Annotated in this window: 17 protein-coding genes; 11 read left to right on the forward strand and 6 right to left on the reverse strand. The window is 65.5% G+C overall.

The features are described from left to right. Positions 1-2: 2 nt before the first annotated feature. From ACP7B7_RS02060 to ACP7B7_RS02100, 9 genes are read left to right on the forward strand one after another with little or no spacing between them, the layout of a single operon-like run. Entirely contained in the window at positions 3-2,384 is a 2,382-nt protein-coding gene (locus ACP7B7_RS02060; RefSeq protein ID WP_426075609.1) for an MMPL family transporter, read from the forward strand. Then, positions 2,384-2,935 carry a DUF3261 domain-containing protein gene (locus ACP7B7_RS02065; RefSeq protein ID WP_426075586.1) on the forward strand — a complete coding sequence of 184 codons (552 nt, stop codon included), beginning with the start codon at positions 2,384-2,386 and terminating at the stop codon, positions 2,933-2,935. The genes ACP7B7_RS02060 and ACP7B7_RS02065 overlap by 1 nt, the downstream gene beginning before the upstream one ends. Continuing rightward, complete coding sequence (locus tag ACP7B7_RS02070) at positions 2,932-4,125, forward strand: beta-ketoacyl-ACP synthase (RefSeq protein ID WP_426075587.1); 1,194 nt, start codon at positions 2,932-2,934, stop codon at positions 4,123-4,125. The genes ACP7B7_RS02065 and ACP7B7_RS02070 overlap by 4 nt, the downstream gene beginning before the upstream one ends. Continuing rightward, positions 4,122-4,595 (forward strand): hotdog family protein, encoded by a 474-nt coding sequence (locus tag ACP7B7_RS02075; protein WP_308925219.1) that lies wholly within the window; start codon positions 4,122-4,124, stop codon positions 4,593-4,595. Before ACP7B7_RS02070 ends, ACP7B7_RS02075 begins: the two co-directional genes overlap by 4 nt. After that, positions 4,588-5,313, forward strand: a complete 726-nt coding sequence (gene fabG / locus ACP7B7_RS02080) for a 3-oxoacyl-ACP reductase FabG (protein WP_308925220.1) — start codon at positions 4,588-4,590, stop codon at positions 5,311-5,313. The genes ACP7B7_RS02075 and fabG overlap by 8 nt, the downstream gene beginning before the upstream one ends. Beyond that, the gene (locus tag ACP7B7_RS02085; RefSeq protein WP_308925221.1) at positions 5,310-6,542 is read left to right on the forward strand and encodes a beta-ketoacyl-ACP synthase; all 1,233 of its coding nucleotides are present in this window, start codon (positions 5,310-5,312) and stop codon (positions 6,540-6,542) included. The genes fabG and ACP7B7_RS02085 overlap by 4 nt, the downstream gene beginning before the upstream one ends. Further along, positions 6,539-7,720 (forward strand): serine hydrolase domain-containing protein, encoded by a 1,182-nt coding sequence (locus ACP7B7_RS02090; RefSeq protein ID WP_308925222.1) that lies wholly within the window; start codon positions 6,539-6,541, stop codon positions 7,718-7,720. Before ACP7B7_RS02085 ends, ACP7B7_RS02090 begins: the two co-directional genes overlap by 4 nt. Positions 7,721-7,757: 37 nt before the next feature. After that, positions 7,758-8,399 (forward strand): hypothetical protein, encoded by a 642-nt coding sequence (locus ACP7B7_RS02095; RefSeq protein ID WP_308925223.1) that lies wholly within the window; start codon positions 7,758-7,760, stop codon positions 8,397-8,399. Next, the gene (locus ACP7B7_RS02100; RefSeq protein WP_308925224.1) at positions 8,396-9,016 is read left to right on the forward strand and encodes a 4'-phosphopantetheinyl transferase family protein; all 621 of its coding nucleotides are present in this window, start codon (positions 8,396-8,398) and stop codon (positions 9,014-9,016) included. Before ACP7B7_RS02095 ends, ACP7B7_RS02100 begins: the two co-directional genes overlap by 4 nt. Here the strand turns inward: ACP7B7_RS02100 and ACP7B7_RS02105 are convergent. Together ACP7B7_RS02105 and ACP7B7_RS02110 are read right to left on the reverse strand one after the other, a co-directional pair. Next, on the reverse strand, positions 9,013-9,798 hold the full coding sequence (locus tag ACP7B7_RS02105; protein WP_426075588.1) for a DUF2145 domain-containing protein: 786 nt from the start codon (positions 9,796-9,798) through the stop codon (positions 9,013-9,015). The two genes, ACP7B7_RS02100 and ACP7B7_RS02105, sit on opposite strands and share 4 nt — an antisense overlap. Before the next feature lie 4 nt (positions 9,799-9,802). Further along, positions 9,803-10,228: a hypothetical protein gene (locus ACP7B7_RS02110; protein ID WP_426075589.1), complete on the reverse strand. Its 426-nt coding sequence runs from the start codon at positions 10,226-10,228 to the stop codon at positions 9,803-9,805. 148 nt (positions 10,229-10,376) lie between these two features. Between ACP7B7_RS02110 and ACP7B7_RS02115 the strand changes: the two genes are divergently transcribed. Then, positions 10,377-11,120: a helix-turn-helix domain-containing protein gene (locus ACP7B7_RS02115; RefSeq protein WP_426075590.1), complete on the forward strand. Its 744-nt coding sequence runs from the start codon at positions 10,377-10,379 to the stop codon at positions 11,118-11,120. A 3-nt stretch (positions 11,121-11,123) separates the two neighbouring features. On the opposite strand, the gene ACP7B7_RS02120 is transcribed toward ACP7B7_RS02115, so the two are convergent. Together ACP7B7_RS02120 and ACP7B7_RS02125 are read right to left on the reverse strand one after the other, a co-directional pair. Beyond that, a complete protein-coding gene (locus tag ACP7B7_RS02120) occupies positions 11,124-12,578 on the reverse strand; it encodes a DUF3999 family protein (protein WP_426075591.1) in 1,455 nt (484 codons plus the stop codon). Next, positions 12,575-15,811, reverse strand: coding sequence for a DUF2339 domain-containing protein (locus tag ACP7B7_RS02125; protein WP_426075592.1), 3,237 nt, complete (start codon positions 15,809-15,811; stop codon positions 12,575-12,577). Before ACP7B7_RS02125 ends, ACP7B7_RS02120 begins: the two co-directional genes overlap by 4 nt. A gap of 242 nt (positions 15,812-16,053) precedes the next feature. On the opposite strand from ACP7B7_RS02125, the gene ACP7B7_RS02130 reads away from it, so the two are divergent. Further along, positions 16,054-17,940, forward strand: coding sequence for an MFS transporter (locus ACP7B7_RS02130; RefSeq protein ID WP_426075593.1), 1,887 nt, complete (start codon positions 16,054-16,056; stop codon positions 17,938-17,940). A gap of 3 nt (positions 17,941-17,943) precedes the next feature. Here the strand turns inward: ACP7B7_RS02130 and ACP7B7_RS02135 are convergent, their stop codons facing one another. Beyond that, positions 17,944-19,470, reverse strand: coding sequence for a hybrid sensor histidine kinase/response regulator (locus ACP7B7_RS02135; RefSeq protein WP_426075594.1), 1,527 nt, complete (start codon positions 19,468-19,470; stop codon positions 17,944-17,946). Between the two features lie 8 nt (positions 19,471-19,478). After that, the gene (locus ACP7B7_RS02140) at positions 19,479-20,987 is read right to left on the reverse strand and encodes an ATPase domain-containing protein (protein ID WP_426075595.1); all 1,509 of its coding nucleotides are present in this window, start codon (positions 20,985-20,987) and stop codon (positions 19,479-19,481) included. Positions 20,988-21,362 lie beyond the last annotated feature (375 nt).

A 21,362-nucleotide genomic window follows, 5' to 3' on the forward strand; every position in this document is an offset into this window, starting at 1 on the left:
TCCTGAAACACCAGGGCCGCCTGCTGGCCATCGCCTGGGCGCTGGTGGTGGCGCTGCTGCTGGCGCATAACGCCTATCTGTGGGGCGTCAAGCGCATCGCGCCCGAGACCGACATCTTGGCGCTGCTGCCGGTGCAGGAGCGCGACCCGGTGCTGCAGGCGTCGTTCACCCACATGGTCGACGCGGCCCAGCAGCGCCTGGTGGTGCTGGTCGGCGCGCCCGACTGGAACGACGCCAAGCGCGCGGCCGACGCCTACAGCGCGGTGCTGGCGCGCCACGCCGGCCTGTTCGCGGCGACGCCAATCGACGAACAGACGCAGAACGACTGGCTGGCGCTGTTCCGGCAGCACCGCTTGACGTTGCTGACGGCGCTGCAGGAAGCGCAGTTGGGCAAGGAACCCCCGGCGTTCTGGCGCGACTCGGCCCTGAGCCAGCTCTACAGTCCATTTGGCGGCCCCAAGCTGGGCGCCTGGCAGGACGACCCGTTCGGCCTGTTCGGCGGCTGGGTGCAGGAGCGCGCGCAGGAAACCCCGGTGCGCCCGCGCGACGGCCATCTGTTTGTCGCCGACGGCGCGCGCCAGTATGTGCTGCTGCCGATGACCTTGACCGTGCCGGCCTTTTCGCTGGCGGCGCAGGAAACCGTGCTGCCGCTGCTGGCGCAGGCGCAGGCGGCGGCGCGCCAGGCGGTGCCTGACGTGGAGATCATCAGCGCCGGCGTGATCCTGCATGCGGCCGCCGCCAGCAGCCAGGCGGCCGGCGAAATGTCGACCATCGGCCTGGGCTCGCTGGCCGGCATCATCTTGCTGACCTGGCTGACCTTCCGCTCGGTCAAGCCGATTTCATTGATACTGCTGTCGATCGGCATCGGCTGCCTGGGCGCCCTGTCGGTGTGCTGGCTGCTGTTCGGCCGACTGCACCTGATGACGCTGGTGTTCGGCGCCAGCCTGATCGGCGTGGCGCAGGATTACGGTATTTATTTCCTGTGCAACCGGCTGGGCGCCGATCCCGCGCTCGATTCGCGCGCCTTGCTGCGCCGGCTGCTGCCGGGGCTGTGCCTGACCCTGCTGGCGGCGGTGATCGGCTACATGGGACTGGCGCTGACGCCTTTCCCTGGCCTGCGCCACATGGCCGTGTTTTCCGCGCTGGGCCTGGTGTTTGCGTGGCTGACGGTGGTGTTCTGGTTTCCCATGCTGGTGCGGGGCGGCAGCTTGCGCAGCGGCGCGCTGGTGCGCCGCTATGGCGCCGTGCGCGCGTACTGGCCGCAGGTGCGCGCGAATCGCGCCACGCTGCTGAGCGTGCTGGCGTTTGCGGTGCTGGCCGGCGCCGGCATGGCGCGCCTGGGCGTCAATGACGATATCCGGCTGCTGCAGACCCCGCCCGCGCATCTGATCCGCGACCAGCTGAAACTGAGCAAGCTGCTCGACGCGCCGACGCCGGTGCAGTTCTACCTGGTGCGCGGTGACAGTGCCGAAACCGTGCTGCGGCGCGAGGAAGCGCTGAAGCGCCGCCTGCAGCCCTTGATCGAGCAGCGGCACCTCACTGGCGTGCAGGCGATGTCGAACTGGGTGCCGTCGCTGCAATCGCAGCAGGCGCGGCGCGCGCTGCTGGACGACACCATCCTGAAACCGGGCGGCGCGCTCGACCTGCTGGCGCGGTCGGTGGAAGAGGACCCGGCATGGGCAGATCAAGTGCGTACGCAGCTGGCGCAGGCCGGCGCACCGTTGCTCATCGACGACTTTCTGAAAGTGCCGGCCAGCGAACCGTGGCGCCACTTGTGGCTGGGTGAAGTACAGGGCGGCTACGCCTCCATCGTCGCCCTGCGCGGCATGCAATATGCGGCCATTCCGCTGCTGGCGCAGGCCGGCGCCGGCATGCCAGGCGTGCAGTGGGTCGACAAGGTGGCCGAGATTTCATCGGTGCTGGGCCGCTACCGCATCTACATGGGCGCGGTGGTGCTGGGCGCCTACCTGGTGGTGTTCGGCCTGTTGATGCCGCGCTACGGCCGCCGTACCTGGCGCGTGCTGGCGCCGACCGCGCTGGCCAGCCTGGCGGCGCTGGCCTTGCTGGGCTATCTGGGCCAGCCGCTGCAGCTGTTCCATGTGCTGGCGCTGATGCTGCTGCTGGGCGTCGGTGTCGATTACGGCATCTTCATGCAGGAGCATCCCGAGCAGCGCAACCATACGCCGTGGCTGGCGGTCGGCCTGTCTGCCGCCAATACCCTGTTGTCTTTCGGCCTGCTGGCCCTGAGCCACACGGCGGCGCTGCAGGCATTCGGCCTGACCATGCTGATCGGCACGGCGCTGGTATGGCTGCTGTCGCCGTGCTTTGTCGCCCCTGACCTACCTGAGCAACCTGACGCGGCCGATGCCGCAGGAGTGGCCTGATGGCTGTGAAACATGTAATGGCGGCCTCGATGCTGCTGGCGCTGGCTGGCTGCGCCAGTGCGCCGCCTTCGGCTCCGGCCCGCCTGGGCCTGAAACTGGCGCCGGCGGCGCTGGGCGCGACGGTCAGCGTGCAGCAGCATCTGCGCGTCGAGCGGGCGGGGCGCATCGACGAACTCGATGCGGCGCTGGAAGTGGAGCCCACGCACCTGGACCTGGTGGGCCTGGCCTTCGGCCAGCGCGTGCTGTCGCTGCATTACGACGGCAAGGAGGTCACCTCGTGGCGCCACGTGATGCTGCCGGCGCAGGTGCGCGCCGAGGACGTGCTGGAAGACATGCAGCTGACCCTGTGGCCGCGCGAGGCGATCGCGCAAGCGCTGCCGGCCGGCTGGCGCATCGAGGACAGCGGCTTGCGCCGCACCCTGCTGCTGGACGGCGAGGCCGTGACCGTGATCGACTACAGCGCCATGCCGCGCTGGAGCGGCACGGTGGTGCTCGACAACCTGCGCTACCGTTATCGGTTGACGATACAGAACGCACCGGAAAGCCAATGATGATTGCGCCGACCGTCTACCTGAATCACTGCGGCGTCGTCTGCGCGCTGGGCAAGACGCGCGAGCAGGTAAGCGCGCGCCTGTTTGCCGCCGACAGCGGCGTGGCGCCCACCGCGAGCCACTCGCCTGGGCGCGAGCTGCCGCTGGGCGTGGTCGATGCGGCGCTGCCTTCGGTATCGCATCACGCGGCGCCCGCGCGCAGCCGCAACAACCGCATGGCGCTGGCCGCGCTGGCGCAGATCCGCCCGGCCGTCGAGCAGGCCATCGCGCGCTATGGCGCCCACCGCGTGGCGGTGGTGGTCGGCACCAGCACCTCGGGCATCCTCGAATCGGAAGGCGCAATCGGCGCCCATGTAGCGGGCCAGGACCTGCCCGAACGATTTCATTACGGCCAGCAGGAGATGGGTTCGCCGGCCCTGATGCTGGCCGAGGAGCTGGGCATCGATGGCCCGGCCTGGGTCCATTCGAGCGCCTGCTCGTCGAGCGCCAAGGCAATGGCCAGCGCGGCGCGCCTGCTGCGCATGGGCTTGTGCGACGCCGTGCTGGCGGGCGGCGTCGATACCCTGTGCGCCTTTACGGTGGCCGGCTTTTCCGCGCTGGCCTCGGTCAGCGCGCAGCGCTGCAATCCGCTGGGCGAGGGCCGCGACGGCATCAATATCGGCGAGGGCGCGGCGCTGTTCCTGATGACGAAGGAACCGGCCGCGGTCGCCCTGCGCGGCTGGGGCGAATCGTCGGACGGCCACCATATGTCGGCGCCCGATCCGCAAGGCGGCGGCGCGCGGCTGGCGATACAGCAGGCGCTGGCGCGTGCCGGTGTCCAGGCGTCGCAGGTCGATTACGTTAACCTGCACGGCACCGCCACGCAGCAGAACGACGCGATGGAAGCGCGCGTGGTGGCCGACCTGTTCGGCGGGCAGGTCTACGCCAGCTCGACCAAGCCCTTGACGGGCCATGCGCTGGGCGCCGCGGCGGCCATCGAAGCGGCTCTGTGCTGGCTGGCGATGCAGCTTGACAACCGCGAGGGCCTGTTGCCGCCGCACCTGCTCGATGGTGCGCTCGATCCCGCCTTGCCGCCGCTGCGCCTGGCCTTGCCCGGTGCGCGCCTGGGCCGGCCGATCGACTGGGCGCTCAGTAATTCGTTTGCCTTTGGCGGCTCGAACGCCGCGCTGCTGCTGGGGAGGGGAGCATGAGTTTTCCGGATATTGATGACCTGGTGCCGCACTCCGGCGCCATGAGCCTGCTCGACAAAGTGGTGTCGGCCGACGCCGAGAACCTGTGCGCCGAGGTGCGCATCCATGCCCGCAGCGTGTTTTACGATGCGCAGGAAAATGGCGTGGGCAGCTGGATCGGCATCGAATACATGGCGCAGGCGATCGCCGCGCACGCGGGGTATCTGGCGCGCCAGGCCGGCGCACCGGTCAAGATCGGCTTTTTGCTGGGCGCGCGCCGCTACGAGGCGCAGCTGCCACTGTTTGGCGAGGGCAGCGTGCTGCAGGTGCATGTGCACCGGGCGCTGCAGGGCGACAATGGGCTGGGCGCTTTTGAATGCCGCATCGAGGCCGCCGGCGTCGTGCTGGCGCAGGCGACGGTGACGGTGTTCCAGCCCGAGAATGCAACACAATTTCTGCAAGAGAGTTCGAATGGAGCGCAGCATGAGTAACAGTGTATTGGTAACGGGATCGTCGCGCGGCATCGGCAAGGCGATCGCCTTGCGCCTGGCGCGCGACGGCTTTGACGTGGTGCTGCATTGCCGCAGCGGCCGCGCCGAAGCGGCGGCGGTGGCGCAGCAGATCGTGGCGATGGGACGCGCCGCGCGCGTGCTGCAATTCGATATCGGCGACCGTGCCGCGGCGGCAAGCGCGCTGGAAGCCGATATCGCCGCACACGGCTGCTATTACGGCGTGGTATGCAACGCCGGCGTGGCGCGCGACAATGCGTTTCCCGCCATGTCGGGCGAGGACTGGGACATCGTCCTGCAGACCAATCTCGATGGTTTCTACAATGTGCTCAACCCGCTGGTGATGCCGATGGTCCAGCGCCGCAAACCGGGCCGCATCGTCACCATGGCGTCGGTCTCGGGCCTGATCGGCAACCGGGGCCAGGTCAACTACAGCGCCGCCAAGGCCGGCATTATCGGCGCGACCAAGGCGCTGGCGCTGGAACTGGCCAAGCGCGCCATCACCGTCAACTGCGTGGCGCCGGGCCTGATCGAGACCGATATGATCAGCGAGGTGCCGCTCGACGAAGCGTTGAAGATGATCCCCGCGCGCCGCGTCGGCACGCCCGAGGAAGTGGCGGCCGCCGTCAGCTTCCTGGTCGGCGCGGAAGCCGGCTACATCACGCGCCAGGTCATTTCCGTCAACGGAGGCATGGCATGAGCCGCCGCGTCGCCGTCACCGGCATGGCCGGCATCAGCCCGGTTGGCAATGACTGGCCGGCCATCCGCCAGCGCCTGGGCGAGTACCGCAACGCCGTGGTGCGCATGGCCGAGTGGGCCGATTACGAGGGGCTGAACACGCAGCTGGGCGCACCGGCCGCGCCGTTCGAACTGAACGACCGTTATCACCGCAAGGCCGTACGCAGCATGGGCCGCATCGCGCTGATGGCCACGCGCGCCAGCGAACTGGCGCTGCAGGACGCCGGCCTGCTCGACCATCCGCTGCTCAAAGGCGGGCAGATGGGCATCTCCTTCGGTTCCTCGGCCGGCACGCCCAGCGCCATCGGCGACTTCGGCCGCATGATGGAGGAGCGCACCACCAAGGGCATCAACGCCACTACCTACATCAAGATGATGGCGCATACGGCGCCCGTCAATATCGGCGTGTTCTTCGGCGTTACCGGGCGCGTGATCACCACGTCGAGCGCCTGCACCTCGGGCAGCCAGGGCATCGGTTATGCCTACGAGGCGATCGCCGGCGGCAAGCAGCTGGCGATGATCGCCGGCGGTGCCGAGGAACTGTGCGCCACCGAGGCGGCCGTGTTCGACACCCTGTTCGCCACCAGCACCCGCAACGACGCCGGCCACACGACGCCGCGCCCGTTCGACGCCAGCCGCGACGGCCTGGTGATCGGCGAAGGCGCCGGCTGCCTGATCCTGGAGGAACTCGAACACGCCCAGGCGCGCGGCGCCACCATCCACGCCGAACTGGTGGGCTTCGGCACCAACAGCGACGGCTGCCACGTGACGCAGCCGAACGCCGCCACCATGCGCCAGGCGATGCTGCTGGCGCTGACCGACGCCGGCCTGCAGCCGTCCGACATCGGCTACGTGAACGCGCACGGCACCGGCACGCAGCAGGGCGACATCGCCGAGTCGCAAGCCACCTTCGAGGTATTCGGCGGCCAGGTGCCGATCAGCTCCCTGAAAAGCTACATGGGCCACACCCTGGGCGCCTGCGGTGCGCTGGAAGCATGGATCAGCATCGAGATGATGCGCGAAGGCTGGTTTGCGCCGACCATCAATCTGCAGGACGTCGACCCGCAATGCGCGGCGCTCGACTATATCGCCGGCGAGGGCCGCGCCATCGACTGCGATTACGTGATGTCGAATAACTTTGCGTTTGGCGGGATTAATACCTCGCTGATTTTCAAGCGTTACCGGCCATGAATCTGATGCGGGCAAGTGTGCTGCTGATGCTGGCCATGTTGACCGCTTGCGGCACCTTGTCGCGCATGGAAATCGACGCCGACAAGGTGTCGGCGGAGCGCTACGCCGCCAGCGGCGACCTGCGGGCCGAAGTCGATGCGCTGGCACGGCCGCTGATCGATGGCGGAACCACGCCCGGCCTGGTGGTGGGCGTTTTATTGCCGGATGGCAGTGTGCAGTGTTTTGGCTACGGCACCACGGAACATGCCATCGGCGGTCGCCAGCCCGATGGCGATACCTTGTTTGCCGTCGGCTCGGTGAGCAAGGGTTTTTTGAGCGCGACGACGGCAGTGCTGGTGCAGCAGGGTGTCTTTGCATGGGATGACACGCTGGAGAAGTTATTACCTGCCGGTACACCATTGAGTCCCTCCGCACGCAAGATCACCTTGCTGCAGCTGGTCACGCATACCTCCGGCTTGCCGCGTCAGCCATTCACGCCGCAAACCTTGCTGTATTTTGTCGAATATCTCTTTACGGGCGAGAGCTTCTACCGGCATTTCGACCGTGACTATCTGGTGGCCTATCTGGCCGATTTCAATGCGCCAGCGACCAGCACGCCGATGTATTCCAATATCGGCTATGGCCTGCTGGGTCATGTGCTGGAGCTGCATACCGGTAAAAAGATGGATGCGCTGGTACAGGAAACCATCTTGCGTCCCCTGGCGCTCGACAGTACCGGCTATCGTCCGCAGCAGCTGCCCGGTTTTTCCACGCGCGCGCATGGCCATGTCGGCGACCAGCCGAAATTCATGCGGCGGGGAAGCGAAGCGCCGGATTGGGAATTTACCGATGTCCTGACCGGTTCGGCAGCCTTGTATTCGACGGCAAATGATTTGTTGCGCTATGCAAAAATCAATATTGAAGGCAGCGGCAATGCGCTGCTGGACCGCGCATTGCAGGATACCCTGCATGTCAGGGTAGACCGGCCACTGGAAGCGGCGGCGCTGGCCTGGCTGGTGGACGATATCGATGGCCATAAAATTACCTACCAGGTTGGTTTCGTGGCAGGTTATTCCAGCTATATCGGTCTGGATGTGAAAAGCCGGACAGGCATTGTGGTACTGCAAAACAGTTTTAATTGGACCAATAGTATCGGTCATCGTTTGTTGCTGAGAATTGCCAAGCAAAAATCCTCCTGATCATGAAATGAATCGGAGCTAATCCATGGAGATCCATATGAAGCCAGGTTTTAAATTAGCCGCTGTCGCACTGTGCGTGGCAGCTTTCGCCGGATGCAAAAGCCGGCCAGTCGAGCACACGGCATACCAGACCACCTTGCCGCAGGTCGGCACCGTGGCAACCATCGGCATCGGCGAGAAGATGCTGACAAAAAGCGATGCCGTGGAAACGCGTGCAATGATACTGGCGCAGGATCAGCCGATTGGCGAGTTTATCGTTCGCAAAGGTACTTACTCGCAAATTGCAGACAAGGATGAATATCAGACTTTTGGTGGCGTGCTGATCACTAGTGCTGTTGGCTTGCCCGTGAAACACAATAAAATCCATCTGTTCAGCAAAGATGGATCCATCTGTATCGGACGCGCACCGTGTGCAAAATTTGATTATGTAATGGGCGTGACGACCAATTACCAGATGGCGAGTTTCCAGAGCACATTGATCTACAGCGGCCGGATCGGTAACAGAATTACGCTCGGTTATCGCGAATTTCAACGCAATGTCGCCCGTCCGGCATTTAATAATGACGTGGCTTATGATTTGTCGGAATCCATGATCGTGGGCTACAAGGGCGCGCGACTGGAAGTGCTGAGCGCTACCAACACCGAAATCAGCTATAAAGTGCTTGCAGGATTCGATTGATCGGCGTTCAGGCCAGCATCTGGCTGCTCGATGCGCGCAGCATCGACGATGCCTTGCTTCCCGGGTTTGAATCCTGGCTGTCGCCACAGGAACTGGCGCGCTACCGGCGTTTCATGCGGCCGCAGCGCCAGCGCCAGTTTTTGCTGGGGCGCGCCTTGCTGCGCACCTTGCTGGGCCAGGCGCTGGCTCTGCCGGCCGCATCCATCGTGCTGGAAGAGCGGCCCGGGCAGGCGCCGCTGGCGCCGGCGGGCGCGCCCCATTTCAGCCTGTCGCACAGTGGGCACTGGATCGCCTGCACGCTGAGCGAACAGATTGCGGTGGGGCTCGATATCGAAGTAATGGATCAGGAAAGAGACCTGCCGGCGCTGGCACGGCAGGCCTTTGGCGACGCGGTTGCCGAGGGACTGGCGGCCATGGCGCATGCGGAGCAGGTGGTCTCGTTTTACCGGCGCTGGAGCGAATACGAGGCGCGCTACAAGCTGGGAGCTGCGGCTGGCGAGGCGGCCAGCTGCGTGGCGCTGGCCCATGCCGAGTTGTCCATCGTGCTGTGCAGTGCGGCACCGCTGGCGCAGCCGCCCCAATTGCGCAGGGCGGCGCTGGCGCTGGCGCCTGGCTAGTCGCCGCGCACCACGATTTCCTGTAGTTGCGGTTCGCGCTGGCGCATGAAGCGCACGATGGAGTCGACGCTGACGACGTCGATCTGGCGCGTCATGCGGCGCTCGAACGGGTGGTCGTCAAAGGCGATATTGGCGCGGAACATGCGCGCGCCCAGGCGGGTGGCGGCGGGAATGCTGAGCGTCTGCGGCGCGTAGCTGGCGCTGCGCAGCCAGCCTTGCGCTTCGGCCCGCGTTTCGATCTTGCCCGGTTCATTGCTGGCGGCGGCCAGGGTTTCCAGCACCCACTGGTTCGAATTCTGGTACTTGGTGGAAAACGGGTAGGCCAGCATATTGTAGTGCGCCTCATGCAGGCGCTTGGGCGTGTTCGACGTCAGCAGGCGCGCCAGTTGCTGCTGGATTTCCTGGCTGGGGATCAGGATCAGCGTTTCATACATGAACACGTCATCCATGAAGAAGTTGCCCAGTCCCTCGTTGTACAGCGACGATTGCGCCGTGCCGCATTCGTTCAGCTCATGCACCACGAGCCAGCGTCCCTGCGGATGGTCGCGCCAGGCCAGCGCCATGTGCGAATAGCGCAGCTGGTATTTCGACAGGTCCTGCCCGGCGCGCGCCACCAGCGCCACCTGCGCGCCCGAGGCGTCGAGCGCCTGCCAGGTTTTTTGCGCCAGCGCCATCGATTTGACGAGCGTATTGGCGTCGGTCGGTTTTTCTTCGCAGGAACGTCCCGCATGGGCGGCGCCGGCCAGCAGCAGGCTGAAAACGAGTATCGTCAGGCGTTTCATGGTGTCATACCTTTGAATGATGGATCAGGGTCTTGCCCACTTCGTTCGGGATAAAGGCGATCGCCTTGCCGGACAGCACCAGCATATGGCCGGTCGACAGGGCCACCACGCTGACCACGGTGCCGGCCGCCAGCGACAGGCCTTCGGCCGCTTTCGCGCTCATCCGGATCGAGGCGCCGCCCGCTTCGGACGCACTTTTCAGTACCACCACGATGCCTTCGCCCACTGTTTCGACGCTGGCGACAACGATTGCGCCCGAGCCGGCCAGCATCGACAGCGTGCCGCCCACGACCACGGCGGAGCCTTCGCTCAGCGCTTCCGAGCCGCGCGACAGATTGCGCGAGCCATCGGCATGGGCCAGGCCCGGCACCGTGGCCGACAGCGCCAGGGTGAGGTAAAAGGGCAGCAGGTATTTGTTGGTCAGCTTCATCGATGTCTCCTTCATGTGTGCCAATTGGCAACGTCATCATTGTCGATGGCCGCTATTTGGTCAATCAAAATGCTACTCGTAGTGGGCGGCCATACTGCGGGTATCACTTTTTGATACCATGTTGTTCTTTATCAAGCAAAGGATGGCCATGCAGCAAACCCACGCCCTGATCGAAGCCCTCAAGCGCCTGCTCAAGGCACGCTGCGTGACCTACGCCGAACTGGCGCGCAGGATAGGTGTGTCCGAGGCCAGCGTCAAACGCATGTTTTCGCTCAAACAATTTACCTTGCAGCGGATGGAGCAGATCCTGGTGGCCATCGACAGCGATTTCCAGCAGCTGGCGCTGGCCGTGCAGGCGGCGCAAGCGGCGCCGACCCTGATCACGGGGCTGACCTATGCGCAGGAAAAGGAAATCATCGAAGACACCAGGCTGTTCATCGTCGCCGTCTCGGCCCTCAATCTGCTGCCGCTGGAACAGATCACCGCCATCTACGACATCAGCGAAGCGCAGGCGGTCAGCTGTTTGCTGCGCCTGGACAAGATCGGTTTCCTGGAACTGCTGCCGAACAACAGGGTCAAGCTGCTGGTGGCGCGCACGTTTGCGTGGATACCGAATGGCCCGATCCATGCGTATTTCAAGCAGGAAGCCTATGACGATTATCTGAACTCGCAGTTCGATGGCGACAGCGAACTGCTGCGCCTGGTGAACGTGATGCTGTCGAAAAAATCCACGGCGGCGCTGCTGGAACGGCTGCAGCAGGTGGCGGTGGAGTTTTCGCGCCTGCACCAGGAAGACGCGCGCCTGCCCGGCGAGGAACGGCTGGCGATCAGCTTCATGCTGGCGGCGCGGCCATGGATGCCGCAAACCTTCAAGGCGCTGCTGCGCCAGTAGGGTTTATTGCGGCGGTTGCTCTTCCTTCATCTGCGACAGCAAACGCCAGGCAAAAAAGCCCAGCAAGCCCACGCCCAGCAGCAGGGCGGCCCACAGCGCGGCCATCCGCCATGGCGCGCCCGTGCCGGCCTTGGCGGGCGCGGCATCGGCGGCCCCCGCAAGCGCCGTCAGCGTACCCACGGTGGCAATCGGCAGCGCCTGCAATTCGCCATCGCGGTAGCCGGGCGCCACTTGTGACAGCGGCTGAGCCGCCGGCTGGGCGTCGGCCTTGCCGAACACCAGGCGGTACGGCCCCTTGCCGCCGGCCAGGAACACCAGCGTTTCCGGCGTCCAGCCCAGGCGCAGGACAGGGGCGGTGGCCGGCAGCGCCGTGCCTTCGGTCTGCGGGCGCAATACCCATTGCGTGGTCTGCACCACCGGCATGGCCAGTTCGCCCGACACTCTTTCCTTGCCGGCGTCGCTGATGCGGTAAAAGCTGGTGCTCAGGAGCGGGTCGAAATACGCGCCCGCAGATGGCCGCGGCCGCGTTTGCTGGTGCAGATGCAGCCGGCGCTGCGGCACGTAAGTACTCTGGCGATAGACGCCGAGGGTCACCGGCAGCACCACATTCGCTTGCGCAAACTGCAGCGCGATGCTGTCGGCGGGAATCGCGACCGGCGTGGCGTACACCCATTCCCCGGGCTGCTTGCCGGCCACGCCCTGCAGCACGATGGCGGCGCGCGGCGGCGCCGCCTCGGTCTCGCTGACGGCCTGCGCCGCGATGGACGCAAACAGCAGCGGCTGGCCGTCCTGCCAGCTCAGGCGCGCATAGCGGAAGGCGCGCGGCGCGAACACGATGCTGTCGTTGGCCAGCGTCTGCGTGTCGCTGTTGCTGAGCCAGTTCAAGGTCGTGGTGCCAACCGCGTCCCATTGCTTCAGGTCGTCGCTCACTTCCAGCAGCACCTGGGCGCTGTAGTCGCCGGCTTCGGCGGGCGGCGCAAAGCGCAGCGCGCCGATGCGGCTGCCCGGCGCCTGCTGGCCGATATCGAGGATCAGCGCCTGCAGGCTCTTGCCTGCCGCGGCTGTCCCGGTCCCGGCACTGGCGCTGACCGACAGCAGCCGGCCGTCGCTGCCGGTGCGGATCTGCACGTTCTGCAAGCCGCCGCCGCCCGCCGCGCTGCCCGTCACGGGGAAGATGCGCGCGGCGATGCTGCTGCGCTGGGTGTTCGATTGCGCTGGCGGCGTGCTGATGGCGAACGGCAGGCGCTGGCCGTCGCTGTCGACCAGCCGTACATCGGCCAGGTTGCCGGTGCGCGCGTGCAGGTAGACCTCCCTGGGTAGCGGCAAGCGGGCCACGCCGGCGCCGGCCTGCACGGCCACCGGCATGCTCCAGCCGTAGCTGGACGGATGGTCCGGCGTGGCTTGCGCCAGCGCCGTGCCGCAAATCAACGCCGCGCATGGCAGCAAGTTCAGTTTCATGTCCCCTCCGCTGTTGGTTCCATCATGGTCTCGGCCTTGGGAAACGGCGCCAGGTAGCCGATCAAGACCATCAGCAAACCGACGCCGACAAACGACACGATACGGGCGATGCCGCCCACGTTCGACAGGTCGACCAGGAACAGTTTCAGCACCACCAGCACCAGCAGCACCGCACCCAGGCTCCATTGCTGGCGCCGCTGGTGCCGCGCCGCATGGCGCATCAGCAGCAGGGCGGTAATGCTCCACACCAGCGACAGCATGGCTTGCACGAACTGCGAGGCCATCAGGTCATCGAATTCGTAGGGCACGCCCATGTAGTTCGAGACCGTACGCAGCAGCAGCAGGTTGAACCAGCCATAGACAAAACAGGCGGCCACCACCGGCACGCGCGCCTGGAACTGGTCCAGCCACAGCGGCTGGCCGGCACGCAGCAGGCGCCAGGCGGCAATGCCCAGCAGGATGGCAAAGCCGCTGCTGATGTCGAGCGGATTGAGCAAAGGCAGATAGGGCAGGGGCGCCATGGCGCCGTTGTCGATCAGGTTCCAGATGGCGATCAGCACCAGCGACCATGCTGCCCCCAGCGGTATCAGCGTGTGCTGGTACCAGCCGGCGATCGGCGCCACCGGCCAGCCACCGGCACGGCAGCGGCGGATCAGCAAGGCCAGCGCCAGCATCATGGCCCAGGCCGGCAGATAGCGCGACCAGGCCGGGCTGACAGCGTCGCCCTGGCCAGCCAGCCAGGCGTCGATATGGATCGCGCCCACCGGCCACAGCATCAGCCATGGGCCGGCAATGCGCACCGTATGCAGCAGGCGCAGCACGCGCAGCTCGATGCGCCAGCCGGCGCGCGACCAGGTGCGCAGCATGAATTCACCGCTGGCCAGCATGCAGGCCAGCGCCAGCCAGGACAGGCCGGTCGGCAGGTATTCGCGCACATACAGGGCCATCAGCATATTGGCGCTCCACAGGCCCAGGCCGATCCAGACGGCCGGCGTAAACCAGCGCAGCTGCGGCCAGGCCAGGCGACGCGCCAGCAGCGCGAACAGCGGCGTGGCGATGCTGACCAGGATCAGGTACAGCGCCAGCCAGTGTTCGCCCGCGTGCGGATGCATGCTGCCCTTGCCATCGACCAGGCGCAGCAGCCAGCTGGTGAGCGGGAACAGGATGCCGACAAACCACAGCAGGCCGCTCCATTGCAGCAGCGGCAGCGCGGCCAGCGACAGTTTTTCATTGATTTCCACGCGCGCCTGGCGTTGCGTGAACCAGCTGCTCGCCAGCGCCGCGGCGCCCAGCAGCAGCGCGCTGACAAAGGTGCCGTGGAACAGGTTGCTTGGGTGCTCATTCCATTCCAGGCCCATGCGCAGCAGCAACACGATGCCGGCCAGCAGTTGCACCACCAGCAGCAGCAAGCGCGGCACCGTCCATTGCAGGCGCTGCGCCAGCCAGAACAGGCCGCCGGCAACTGCCAGCGCACTGACGGTCAGCAGGTTCAGCTGCGTGATGGCGTCGGTGCGCAGCAGGATTTCGGTCCACAGTCCACCGAGCAGCCAGGCGGTGGCGCCGGTCAGGAACACCACCGACAGGCCCTGCATCAGTTCCGGTTCCAGGCTGGCGTGCACGACGCCTTGCTGGCGGCGGAAGTTGATCGCCATCAGCAGGGCGGCGGCGGCCAGCAGCAAGAAGCCCAGCCACAGGTTCGATTGCAGCGCGGTCGGCGTATCCATGTCGGCCAGGATGCCGAGGAAGGACAGCCAGGCGGCGGCCTGCACCAGCAGGCCGAAAGCCCAGGCCAGCGGCTGGCGCTGGCGCAGGCCGACCCAGACGATGCCGGCGCCTTCCAGGGCCCAGGCGGCGGACGTCCAGCGGCCGTCGAGCGCAAACGGAATCGCCAAAGTACCGAACACGACGCCGAGCGCCAGGAAGGCTTCGGCCAGCAATTTGAAGTGGCCGCTGTGGCGGCGCCACAGGGCAAGCGCCAGGCCGGTATAGAACAGGCCGGCGACCAGGGCCGAAAACGCCAGGCCGAAATGCAGGTCCTTGACCAGCCCATACTGCAGGCCCATGGCGGCCAGCGGGGTGCCGAACACCAGCGTGCCGTCCACGTAGTGCTTCAGGCGCGGCGCCTGGCGTGCGCAGTAGGCGATCGCGATGCCGACATAGAACAGCACGAACAGGATCAGGAACAGCTGGCTCGACAGATAGTTTTCCGGCGTATAGCGCAGCAGGCCCCAGGCGGTGGCGACCACGAAGGTAAAACCGAAGCTCAGCACGTTCAGCACGCGCCAGGCGCGTTTCAGGGCGATGGCAAACACGCCGGCGTTGAGCAGCGCGTAATAGCTGAACAGGCCGATATGGCTGCCGCCGCCGGTCGACACGAGGATCGGCACGGCAAAGCCGCCGATAATGCCGAACACGGCCAGCCAGACAGCGTTTTGCAGCACCGCCAGCAGGCAGGTAAAGGCGGTCAGCACGAACAGCAAAACGAAGGCCAGGCCGGCCGGCATCAGTTCGTACAGGCGGAAGGCGCCAAAGGTGACCAGCATCAGTATCGCCAACGCCGTGCCTTGCAGCGGCAGGCTGATGCCGGGGCGCGCCACGCGGATGCGCCAGGCCCAGGCCAGCAGGGCAATATCGGCCAGCGCGATGCCGGCCAGGCGCAGCTCGATCGGCAAGGTCACTTGGGCCGACACGTATTTGAGCAGGAAGCTGACGCCGAGGAACAAAATCAGCAAGCCCAGCTTGGCGACCAGGTTGCCCGTAAACAGCCAGGCTTTTGCCTTGGCAAACAGCTCGTTGCCAGGGGCGACCCAGGCCGGGGTATTTGGCAGGTCCGGCGCCGGCGGGACGGGTTTGGCGGGCTGCGCAGGAGCTGCCGGCGGCAGTGGCGCCGGCTCGGGAGCGGGCCGCGGTGTGGGCTTGTCGAGCGAAATGGTAATCGCCGGTGGCACAGGCACAGGCGCAGGCACGGGTATCGGCACCGGTGGCGCGGCCTCGGCTGGTGGGGCCGGTTCCACCCTGGCTTCGGTCCTGGCCTCCACCGTCGCTTCGGCGTGCTTGCGCGCCATGGCAGGCCCTGGATCGAGCACGGTCAGGCGCTCCTGGATACTGTCGACTTCGCGGCGCAAGCGCGCCGTGACGGCTTCGAGCTCGGCCACTTTGCGGCGGCTTTTCATGGCGACGACAAAGGCGGTAATCAACAAGCCCAGCAATACCAGCGGTATCAATACAAACATAGGTCGGCTTTCCTGGCAGGACAGGGCGCAACAGGAGGAGGCACCCGATGTATGCGCACCTTACCTTATTATCAAGAAACGGGGTTTTCTTATAGCCATGTGGCAATTCCTCCGAAGAAGTGGCCAGCATGTAATGTCCGGCCCTGGCCGGTATTGATTGGAAGCAATACCACGACATTCAGATTGTCGTGCGCAGGATAGTGCTGTATTTTAGCAATTCGTTCACTTCCCATTTCCACGCCATGAGTCAGAGCAGCCAGTTTTCCTTGTTGTCGCAGCGCCGCTTCGGGCCGTTTTTCTGGACCCAGTTCTTTGGCGCCTTCAACGACAATCTGTTCAAGACGGCGCTGATGGTGATCCTGGCCTACGATGCGCTGAGCTGGACCACGCTCGATCCGTCCACCATCACCAATCTGATCCCCGGCCTGTTCATCCTGCCCTACGTGGTGTTCTCGGCCACCGCCGGCCAGCTGGCCGACAAATTCGAAAAGGCCGGCCTGGCGCGTTTCGTGAAATGGATGGAACTGGCCATCATGGCGGTCGCCGCCGCCGGCTGGATGACGCACACCCTGTGGCTGCTGGTGGCGGCCGTGGTCGGCATGGGCATCCATTCGACCCTGTTCGGCCCCGTCAAATATGCCTATTTACCGCAGCAGCTGAAACCCGAGGAACTGGTTGGCGGCAATGGCCTGATCGAGATGGGCACCTTTGTCGGCATCCTGCTCGGCGAGATACTGGGCGCGGTGCTGATCGTGCACAAGCCGCTGGGCGTGGAGCTGGTGGCCGGCGCGACGATCGCCGTCGCCATTTTTGGTTTGATCGCCAGCTACCGCGTGCCGCGCACGCCGGCGCCCGAGCCGGACCTGAAGATCAGCATCAATTTCGTCGCCGAATCGTTCCGCAACCTGAATTTTTCGCGCAAGAACCGTCCCGTCTTCCTGGCCATGCTGGGCAACTCCTGGTTCTGGTTCTATGGCGCGCTGATCCTGGCCCAGTTCCCCGTCTATTCGAAAGACTTTTTGCATGGCGACCATAGCGTGTTCGTGCTGCTGCTGACGGTGTTTTCGGTCGGTATCGGCACCGGTTCGCTGCTGTGCGAGAAATTGTCCGGCCACAAGGTCGAGATCGGCCTGGTGCCGTTCGGCTCGATCGGCCTGTCGCTGTTCGGCATCGACCTGTTCTTTGCCAGCAATGCCTATGCGAATACGCAGATCGTCGATGCGCTGGCCTTTGTCAGCCAGGCCGGCGTGCCGCGCATCCTGTTCGATATCGTCATGATCGGCGTCTTCGGCGGTTTCTTTATCGTGCCGCTGTTCGCGCTGATCCAGACCCGCTGCGACCCGAAACATATTTCGCGCACGATCGCCGGCATGAATATCCTCAACGCCCTGTTCATGGTGGCGGCGGCCGGCGTGGCCATTGTGCTGCTGGGACAAGGTTTTACCATTCCGCAGTTGTTCCTGGTTACCGCCATCCTGAACGCGCTGGTGGCGGCGTATATCTTCTCGCTGGTGCCGGAATTCCTGATGCGCTTCCTGGCCTGGATCCTGATCCAGACCGTGCACCGCGTGAAAGTGGTCAATGGCGAACGGATTCCCGCCGAAGGCGCGGCCGTGCTGGTATGCAACCATGTCAGCTATGTGGACGCCATCGTCATCGTGGCGGCCAGCCCGCGCCCGATCCGCTTCGTGATGGACCACAAGATTTTCAAAATGCCGCTGATGGGCTGGCTATTTCGCACCGCCAAGGCGATCCCGATTGCCTCGGCCAAGGATGATCCTTTCCTGATGGAGCGCGCCTTTGTCGATATCGCCCAGGCCCTGCATGAAGGCGACCTGGTGTGTATCTTCCCGGAGGGCAAGCTTACCCGCACCGGCCAGATCAGCGAGTTCAAGGGCGGCATCGCCAAGATCGTGGCGCGCAGCAAGGTGCCGGTGATCCCGCTGGCGCTGCGCGGCCTGTGGGGCCACTTGCTCAGTCACCGCAACGGCCACCTGTTCGAGCGCGCCTTCAAGGCCGGCCTGCGCTCGCGCCTGTCGCTGGCCGTCGGCGTGCCGGTGGCGCCCGAGGACGCCACGCCGGAGTTGCTGCAGCAAAAAGTCCAGGATTTGCGCGGCAAGTGGAAATAAGCTTCAGTTCGGTGATGCGCCAGCCAGGTGCCGCTCCAGCAGCGCGACAATCGCCGTATAGTCGACCGGCTTGGTGAGGTGGAAGTCGAAGCCCGCCTCAACGGTGCGCTGGCGGGCGTCGCCCTGGCCCCAGCCCGTCAGCGCGATCATCAGGCAGTCGCGCCCGTTGGCCAGCTGGCGTATCTGGCGCGCCGTTTCATAGCCATCCATGCCCGGCATGCCCAGGTCCATCACGATCAGCCGCGGCCAGGCCAGCGCGACCTGGATCAGCGCCTGCTGGCCGTCGTAGGCCACGGCTGCCGCATGGCCATCGAGCTGGAACATGGTTTGCAGCGCGTCGGCCGCATCGCGGTTGTCGTCCACCACCAGGATTTGCAGGGCGGCGCAGGCGGGCGCGTTCGCCGCGCTGGCCGCGGTCACCGCTTCGGCTGGCGGCACCGGCATCTCCCTGGCCGGCAGGGTCACCACGAAGCGGCTGCCTTGTCCCGCCCCGGCGCTATACGCCTGCACGCTGCCGCCGTGCATTTCGGCAAACTGGCGCGACAGGCTGAGGCCTATCCCCAGGCCGCTGGCCAGCTGGCCCGACACCGTGCGGCTCTGTTCGAACATGGAAAAGATGCGCGGAATTGCCTCAGCGTCGAGGCCGATGCCATTGTCTTCCACGCTCACCTGCAATTGCTCGCCCGCCATCTGCGCGCTGATATCGATGCGCCCGCCCGGCGGCGTGAACTTGATGGCGTTCGAGACGATATTGGCGAAGATCTGCACCAGGCGCGCATAGTCGGCGTGCAGCAGCACGGGGTGCGGCGGCAAGTCCACCGCCAGGGCGATCTGCCGCGCACTGGCCGGTTCCTGGCACAGCTCCACCACATGCCCGATGACCTGCTCGAGCAGCACATCCTGGCGCTGCAATGCCACCTTGCCGCTGGTGATGCGCGCCACGTCGAGCAGGTCATCGACCAGGCGCATCAGTTGCGTGACCTGCCGCTCGATCACGTCCCTGACCTTGCCGATCTGTTCGGAACCGGGATACAGCCGGTTCAGCAGGGCGGCCGAGGTGCGGATCGGCGCCAGCGGATTGCGCAGTTCGTGGCCCAGGGTGGCGATGAATTCATCCTTGCGCCGGGCGCTTTCGCGCACCTGGTACTGGCGCGCACGGGCCCGCTGCATGGCATGAGCCGAGGTGATCAGGGTCAGGGCGCGCACCGGGCGTTCCAGCAGGGTCAGGTTGCCGAGGGTGGAAATCGCCTGCCGCAGCGGCAGCGAGTCCTGGCCGCTGCGCGTCAGCAGCAGGATCGGCAAGTCGGACCAGTCAGGTTGTTGCTGCGCGTAATCGTTGAGCACCTGCCAGGCGCCCGCATGCAGGGCTTCCTCCACGGTCAATACGCCGCCCGCGCCCAGGCTCATTTGCTGCGCCAGTTCGCCGACCGAGTGGCACGCCAGGCTGTCGATGGTCGCGCTGGCCAATACCTTGACGGCCAGGGCGGCATCCTGGCCGGCCGGCGCGTGGATCAGGATGCGCTGTTCCATGGCCGGTCCTAGGGGAAGGGCGTGCCGCCGACGGTGGGCATGCCCGACAGGATGCCGTGAAAGCCGGCCAGCGGCGGACCGATGCGGATGCCCTGCGGGCCGATCTCGAAGCGGCGTATGCTGCGCTCATGCGCGCTGCCGCGCTTCTTGAACACGGAAATGGCTTGCCGCACTTCGCCTTCCGTTTCGTAATAGCGCAGCATGATGACGCTGTCGGCCAGGTAGCTGGCGTCGGCCGAGGTGGTCATGGCCGTGCCGATCATGTTCTGCTGCACCCCCACCAGCAAGGTGGCCACGCCGCGATGGCTCAGGTAGTTCAGCAGTTCGTGCAGATAGGTGCTTTGAAAGCGTTCGTCGGGCACCGCGTTCATGTAGCCATTCAGGCTGTCGATGACGATCACGCGCGCGCCCCGTTCGGCGGCATCGACCACGGCCTGGGCGAATTCGCCCGGCGTCAGCTCGGCCGGGTCGATCTGCTGGGCGCGCAGCAAGCCGTTCTGCATCGCCTCGCGCAGGCGCATGCCCACGCTGTCGGTGCGGTTGAGCAGCTTGCCGCGCGCTTCTTCGAACAGGAACATGGCGCACGGTTCGCCGCGCAAGGTGGCCGCGTGCACGAACTGCGCCGCCAGGGTCGATTTGCCGCTGCCGGCCGGCCCGGAGATAAGGGTGCTCATGCCTTCTTCCAGGCCGCCGCCGACCATCGCGTCCAGTTCCGCCACGCCGCTCGACAGGCTGACGCGGCCGGCCTCGCTGCGGCTGTCGGCCGCCACCAGGCGCGGATACACCACCAGCCCGCCACTGGCGATCTTGTAGTCGTGCGCGCCGCCGCGAAACGGCACGCCGCGGTATTTCACCACGCGCACGCGGCGCCGGTCATTGCCGTACGCCTGGTTCTGCAGTTCGAGCGAGATCACGCAATGGGCCACGCTGCGCACCTGCAAGCCGTCGTCGAGGGCCGAGCGGTCGTCGATCAGCACGGTGGTGCAGTGGCGGCTGGCCAGGTATTGTTTCAGCGCCACCACCTGGCGCCGGTAGCGCAGCGGGTTTTCCGCCAGCAACTGCAATTCCGACAGCGAATCGAGCACCAGCCTGGCCGGCCGGTGTTTGTCAATCGCCGCCAGGATGCGCTGGTTGGTGGCGGCCAGTTCGATCTCGGACGGGTGGAAGATGGTGTACTGGCGGTCCGGGTCGAGCATGTCGTCGCTGGGCGCCACTTCCTCGATGCCGATGCCGGCCAGGTCCCAGCCGTGCGACAGGGCCGCGCCGCGCAGCTCGATTTCGGATTCGGCCAGCGCCATGTACAGCACCGGTTCGCCCAGGCGCACGCCTTCCATCAGGAATTGCAGCGCCAGCGTGGTCTTGCCGGTGCCCGGTTCGCCTTCGAGCAGGTACAGGCGATCGGGCACCAGGCCGCCGGCCAGGATGGTGTCAAGGCCGGCCACGCCGGTCGAGCGTGGGGCTGCCGCAGGCTGCGCCGCCTGCGCCGCCTGTGCCTGCTTGGGTGCCGGTGTCGTCATCGCCGTTCGCTTTCCCGGCCTGGCATGCTGCCTCGGCCGTCATGAAGCGGCCTGTCTGTCCAGGGCCGGTGAATATGGTAGCGCATTCGCCGCAGCATGTCTTTTCAATACCATTGGTAAATAACCATGCCGATTTGCATGTTTTTTGCGCCGCCGCAACGCTTGCCATGCTGGCAAGCAAAGAAAGCACGACCCTGATACAGTAGCTGCAGCAACCACTTCTTCGCCTTGCCGTTTTATCGTCGCCCGCCAGCCTTGCTTGACGCAAAGCAAGCCCAGCGGTGACCGCGTCCTTGCCGGATCGATGCGTCAATGAAATCAAAAAGTTTCCATGTATCAATTGTAAATCTGCTTGACCATTTTAGAATGATCGTT

Source organism: Janthinobacterium sp. PSPC3-1, from assembly GCF_049896105.1.
GTDB lineage: Bacteria > Pseudomonadota > Gammaproteobacteria > Burkholderiales > Burkholderiaceae_D > Janthinobacterium.

Bases quoted from the DNA above. Each gene is read 5' to 3' on its own strand.
- ACP7B7_RS02065 (WP_426075586.1), top strand. From the start codon at position 2,384: ATGGCTGTGAAACATGTAATGGCGGCCTCGATGCTGCTGGCGCTGGCT.
- ACP7B7_RS02070 (WP_426075587.1), top strand. From the start codon at position 2,932: ATGATGATTGCGCCGACCGTCTACCTGAATCACTGCGGCGTCGTCTGC.
- ACP7B7_RS02075 (WP_308925219.1), top strand. From the start codon at position 4,122: ATGAGTTTTCCGGATATTGATGACCTGGTGCCGCACTCCGGCGCCATG.
- fabG (WP_308925220.1), top strand. From the start codon at position 4,588: ATGAGTAACAGTGTATTGGTAACGGGATCGTCGCGCGGCATCGGCAAG.
- ACP7B7_RS02085 (WP_308925221.1), top strand. From the start codon at position 5,310: ATGAGCCGCCGCGTCGCCGTCACCGGCATGGCCGGCATCAGCCCGGTT.
- ACP7B7_RS02090 (WP_308925222.1), top strand. From the start codon at position 6,539: ATGAATCTGATGCGGGCAAGTGTGCTGCTGATGCTGGCCATGTTGACC.
- ACP7B7_RS02095 (WP_308925223.1), top strand. From the start codon at position 7,758: ATGAAGCCAGGTTTTAAATTAGCCGCTGTCGCACTGTGCGTGGCAGCT.
- ACP7B7_RS02105 (WP_426075588.1), bottom strand. From the start codon at position 9,798: ATGAAACGCCTGACGATACTCGTTTTCAGCCTGCTGCTGGCCGGCGCC.
- ACP7B7_RS02110 (WP_426075589.1), bottom strand. From the start codon at position 10,228: ATGAAGCTGACCAACAAATACCTGCTGCCCTTTTACCTCACCCTGGCG.
- ACP7B7_RS02115 (WP_426075590.1), top strand. From the start codon at position 10,377: ATGCAGCAAACCCACGCCCTGATCGAAGCCCTCAAGCGCCTGCTCAAG.
- ACP7B7_RS02120 (WP_426075591.1), bottom strand. From the start codon at position 12,578: ATGAAACTGAACTTGCTGCCATGCGCGGCGTTGATTTGCGGCACGGCG.
- ACP7B7_RS02125 (WP_426075592.1), bottom strand. From the start codon at position 15,811: ATGTTTGTATTGATACCGCTGGTATTGCTGGGCTTGTTGATTACCGCC.
- ACP7B7_RS02130 (WP_426075593.1), top strand. From the start codon at position 16,054: ATGAGTCAGAGCAGCCAGTTTTCCTTGTTGTCGCAGCGCCGCTTCGGG.
- ACP7B7_RS02135 (WP_426075594.1), bottom strand. From the start codon at position 19,470: ATGGAACAGCGCATCCTGATCCACGCGCCGGCCGGCCAGGATGCCGCC.
- ACP7B7_RS02140 (WP_426075595.1), bottom strand. From the start codon at position 20,987: ATGACGACACCGGCACCCAAGCAGGCACAGGCGGCGCAGGCGGCGCAG.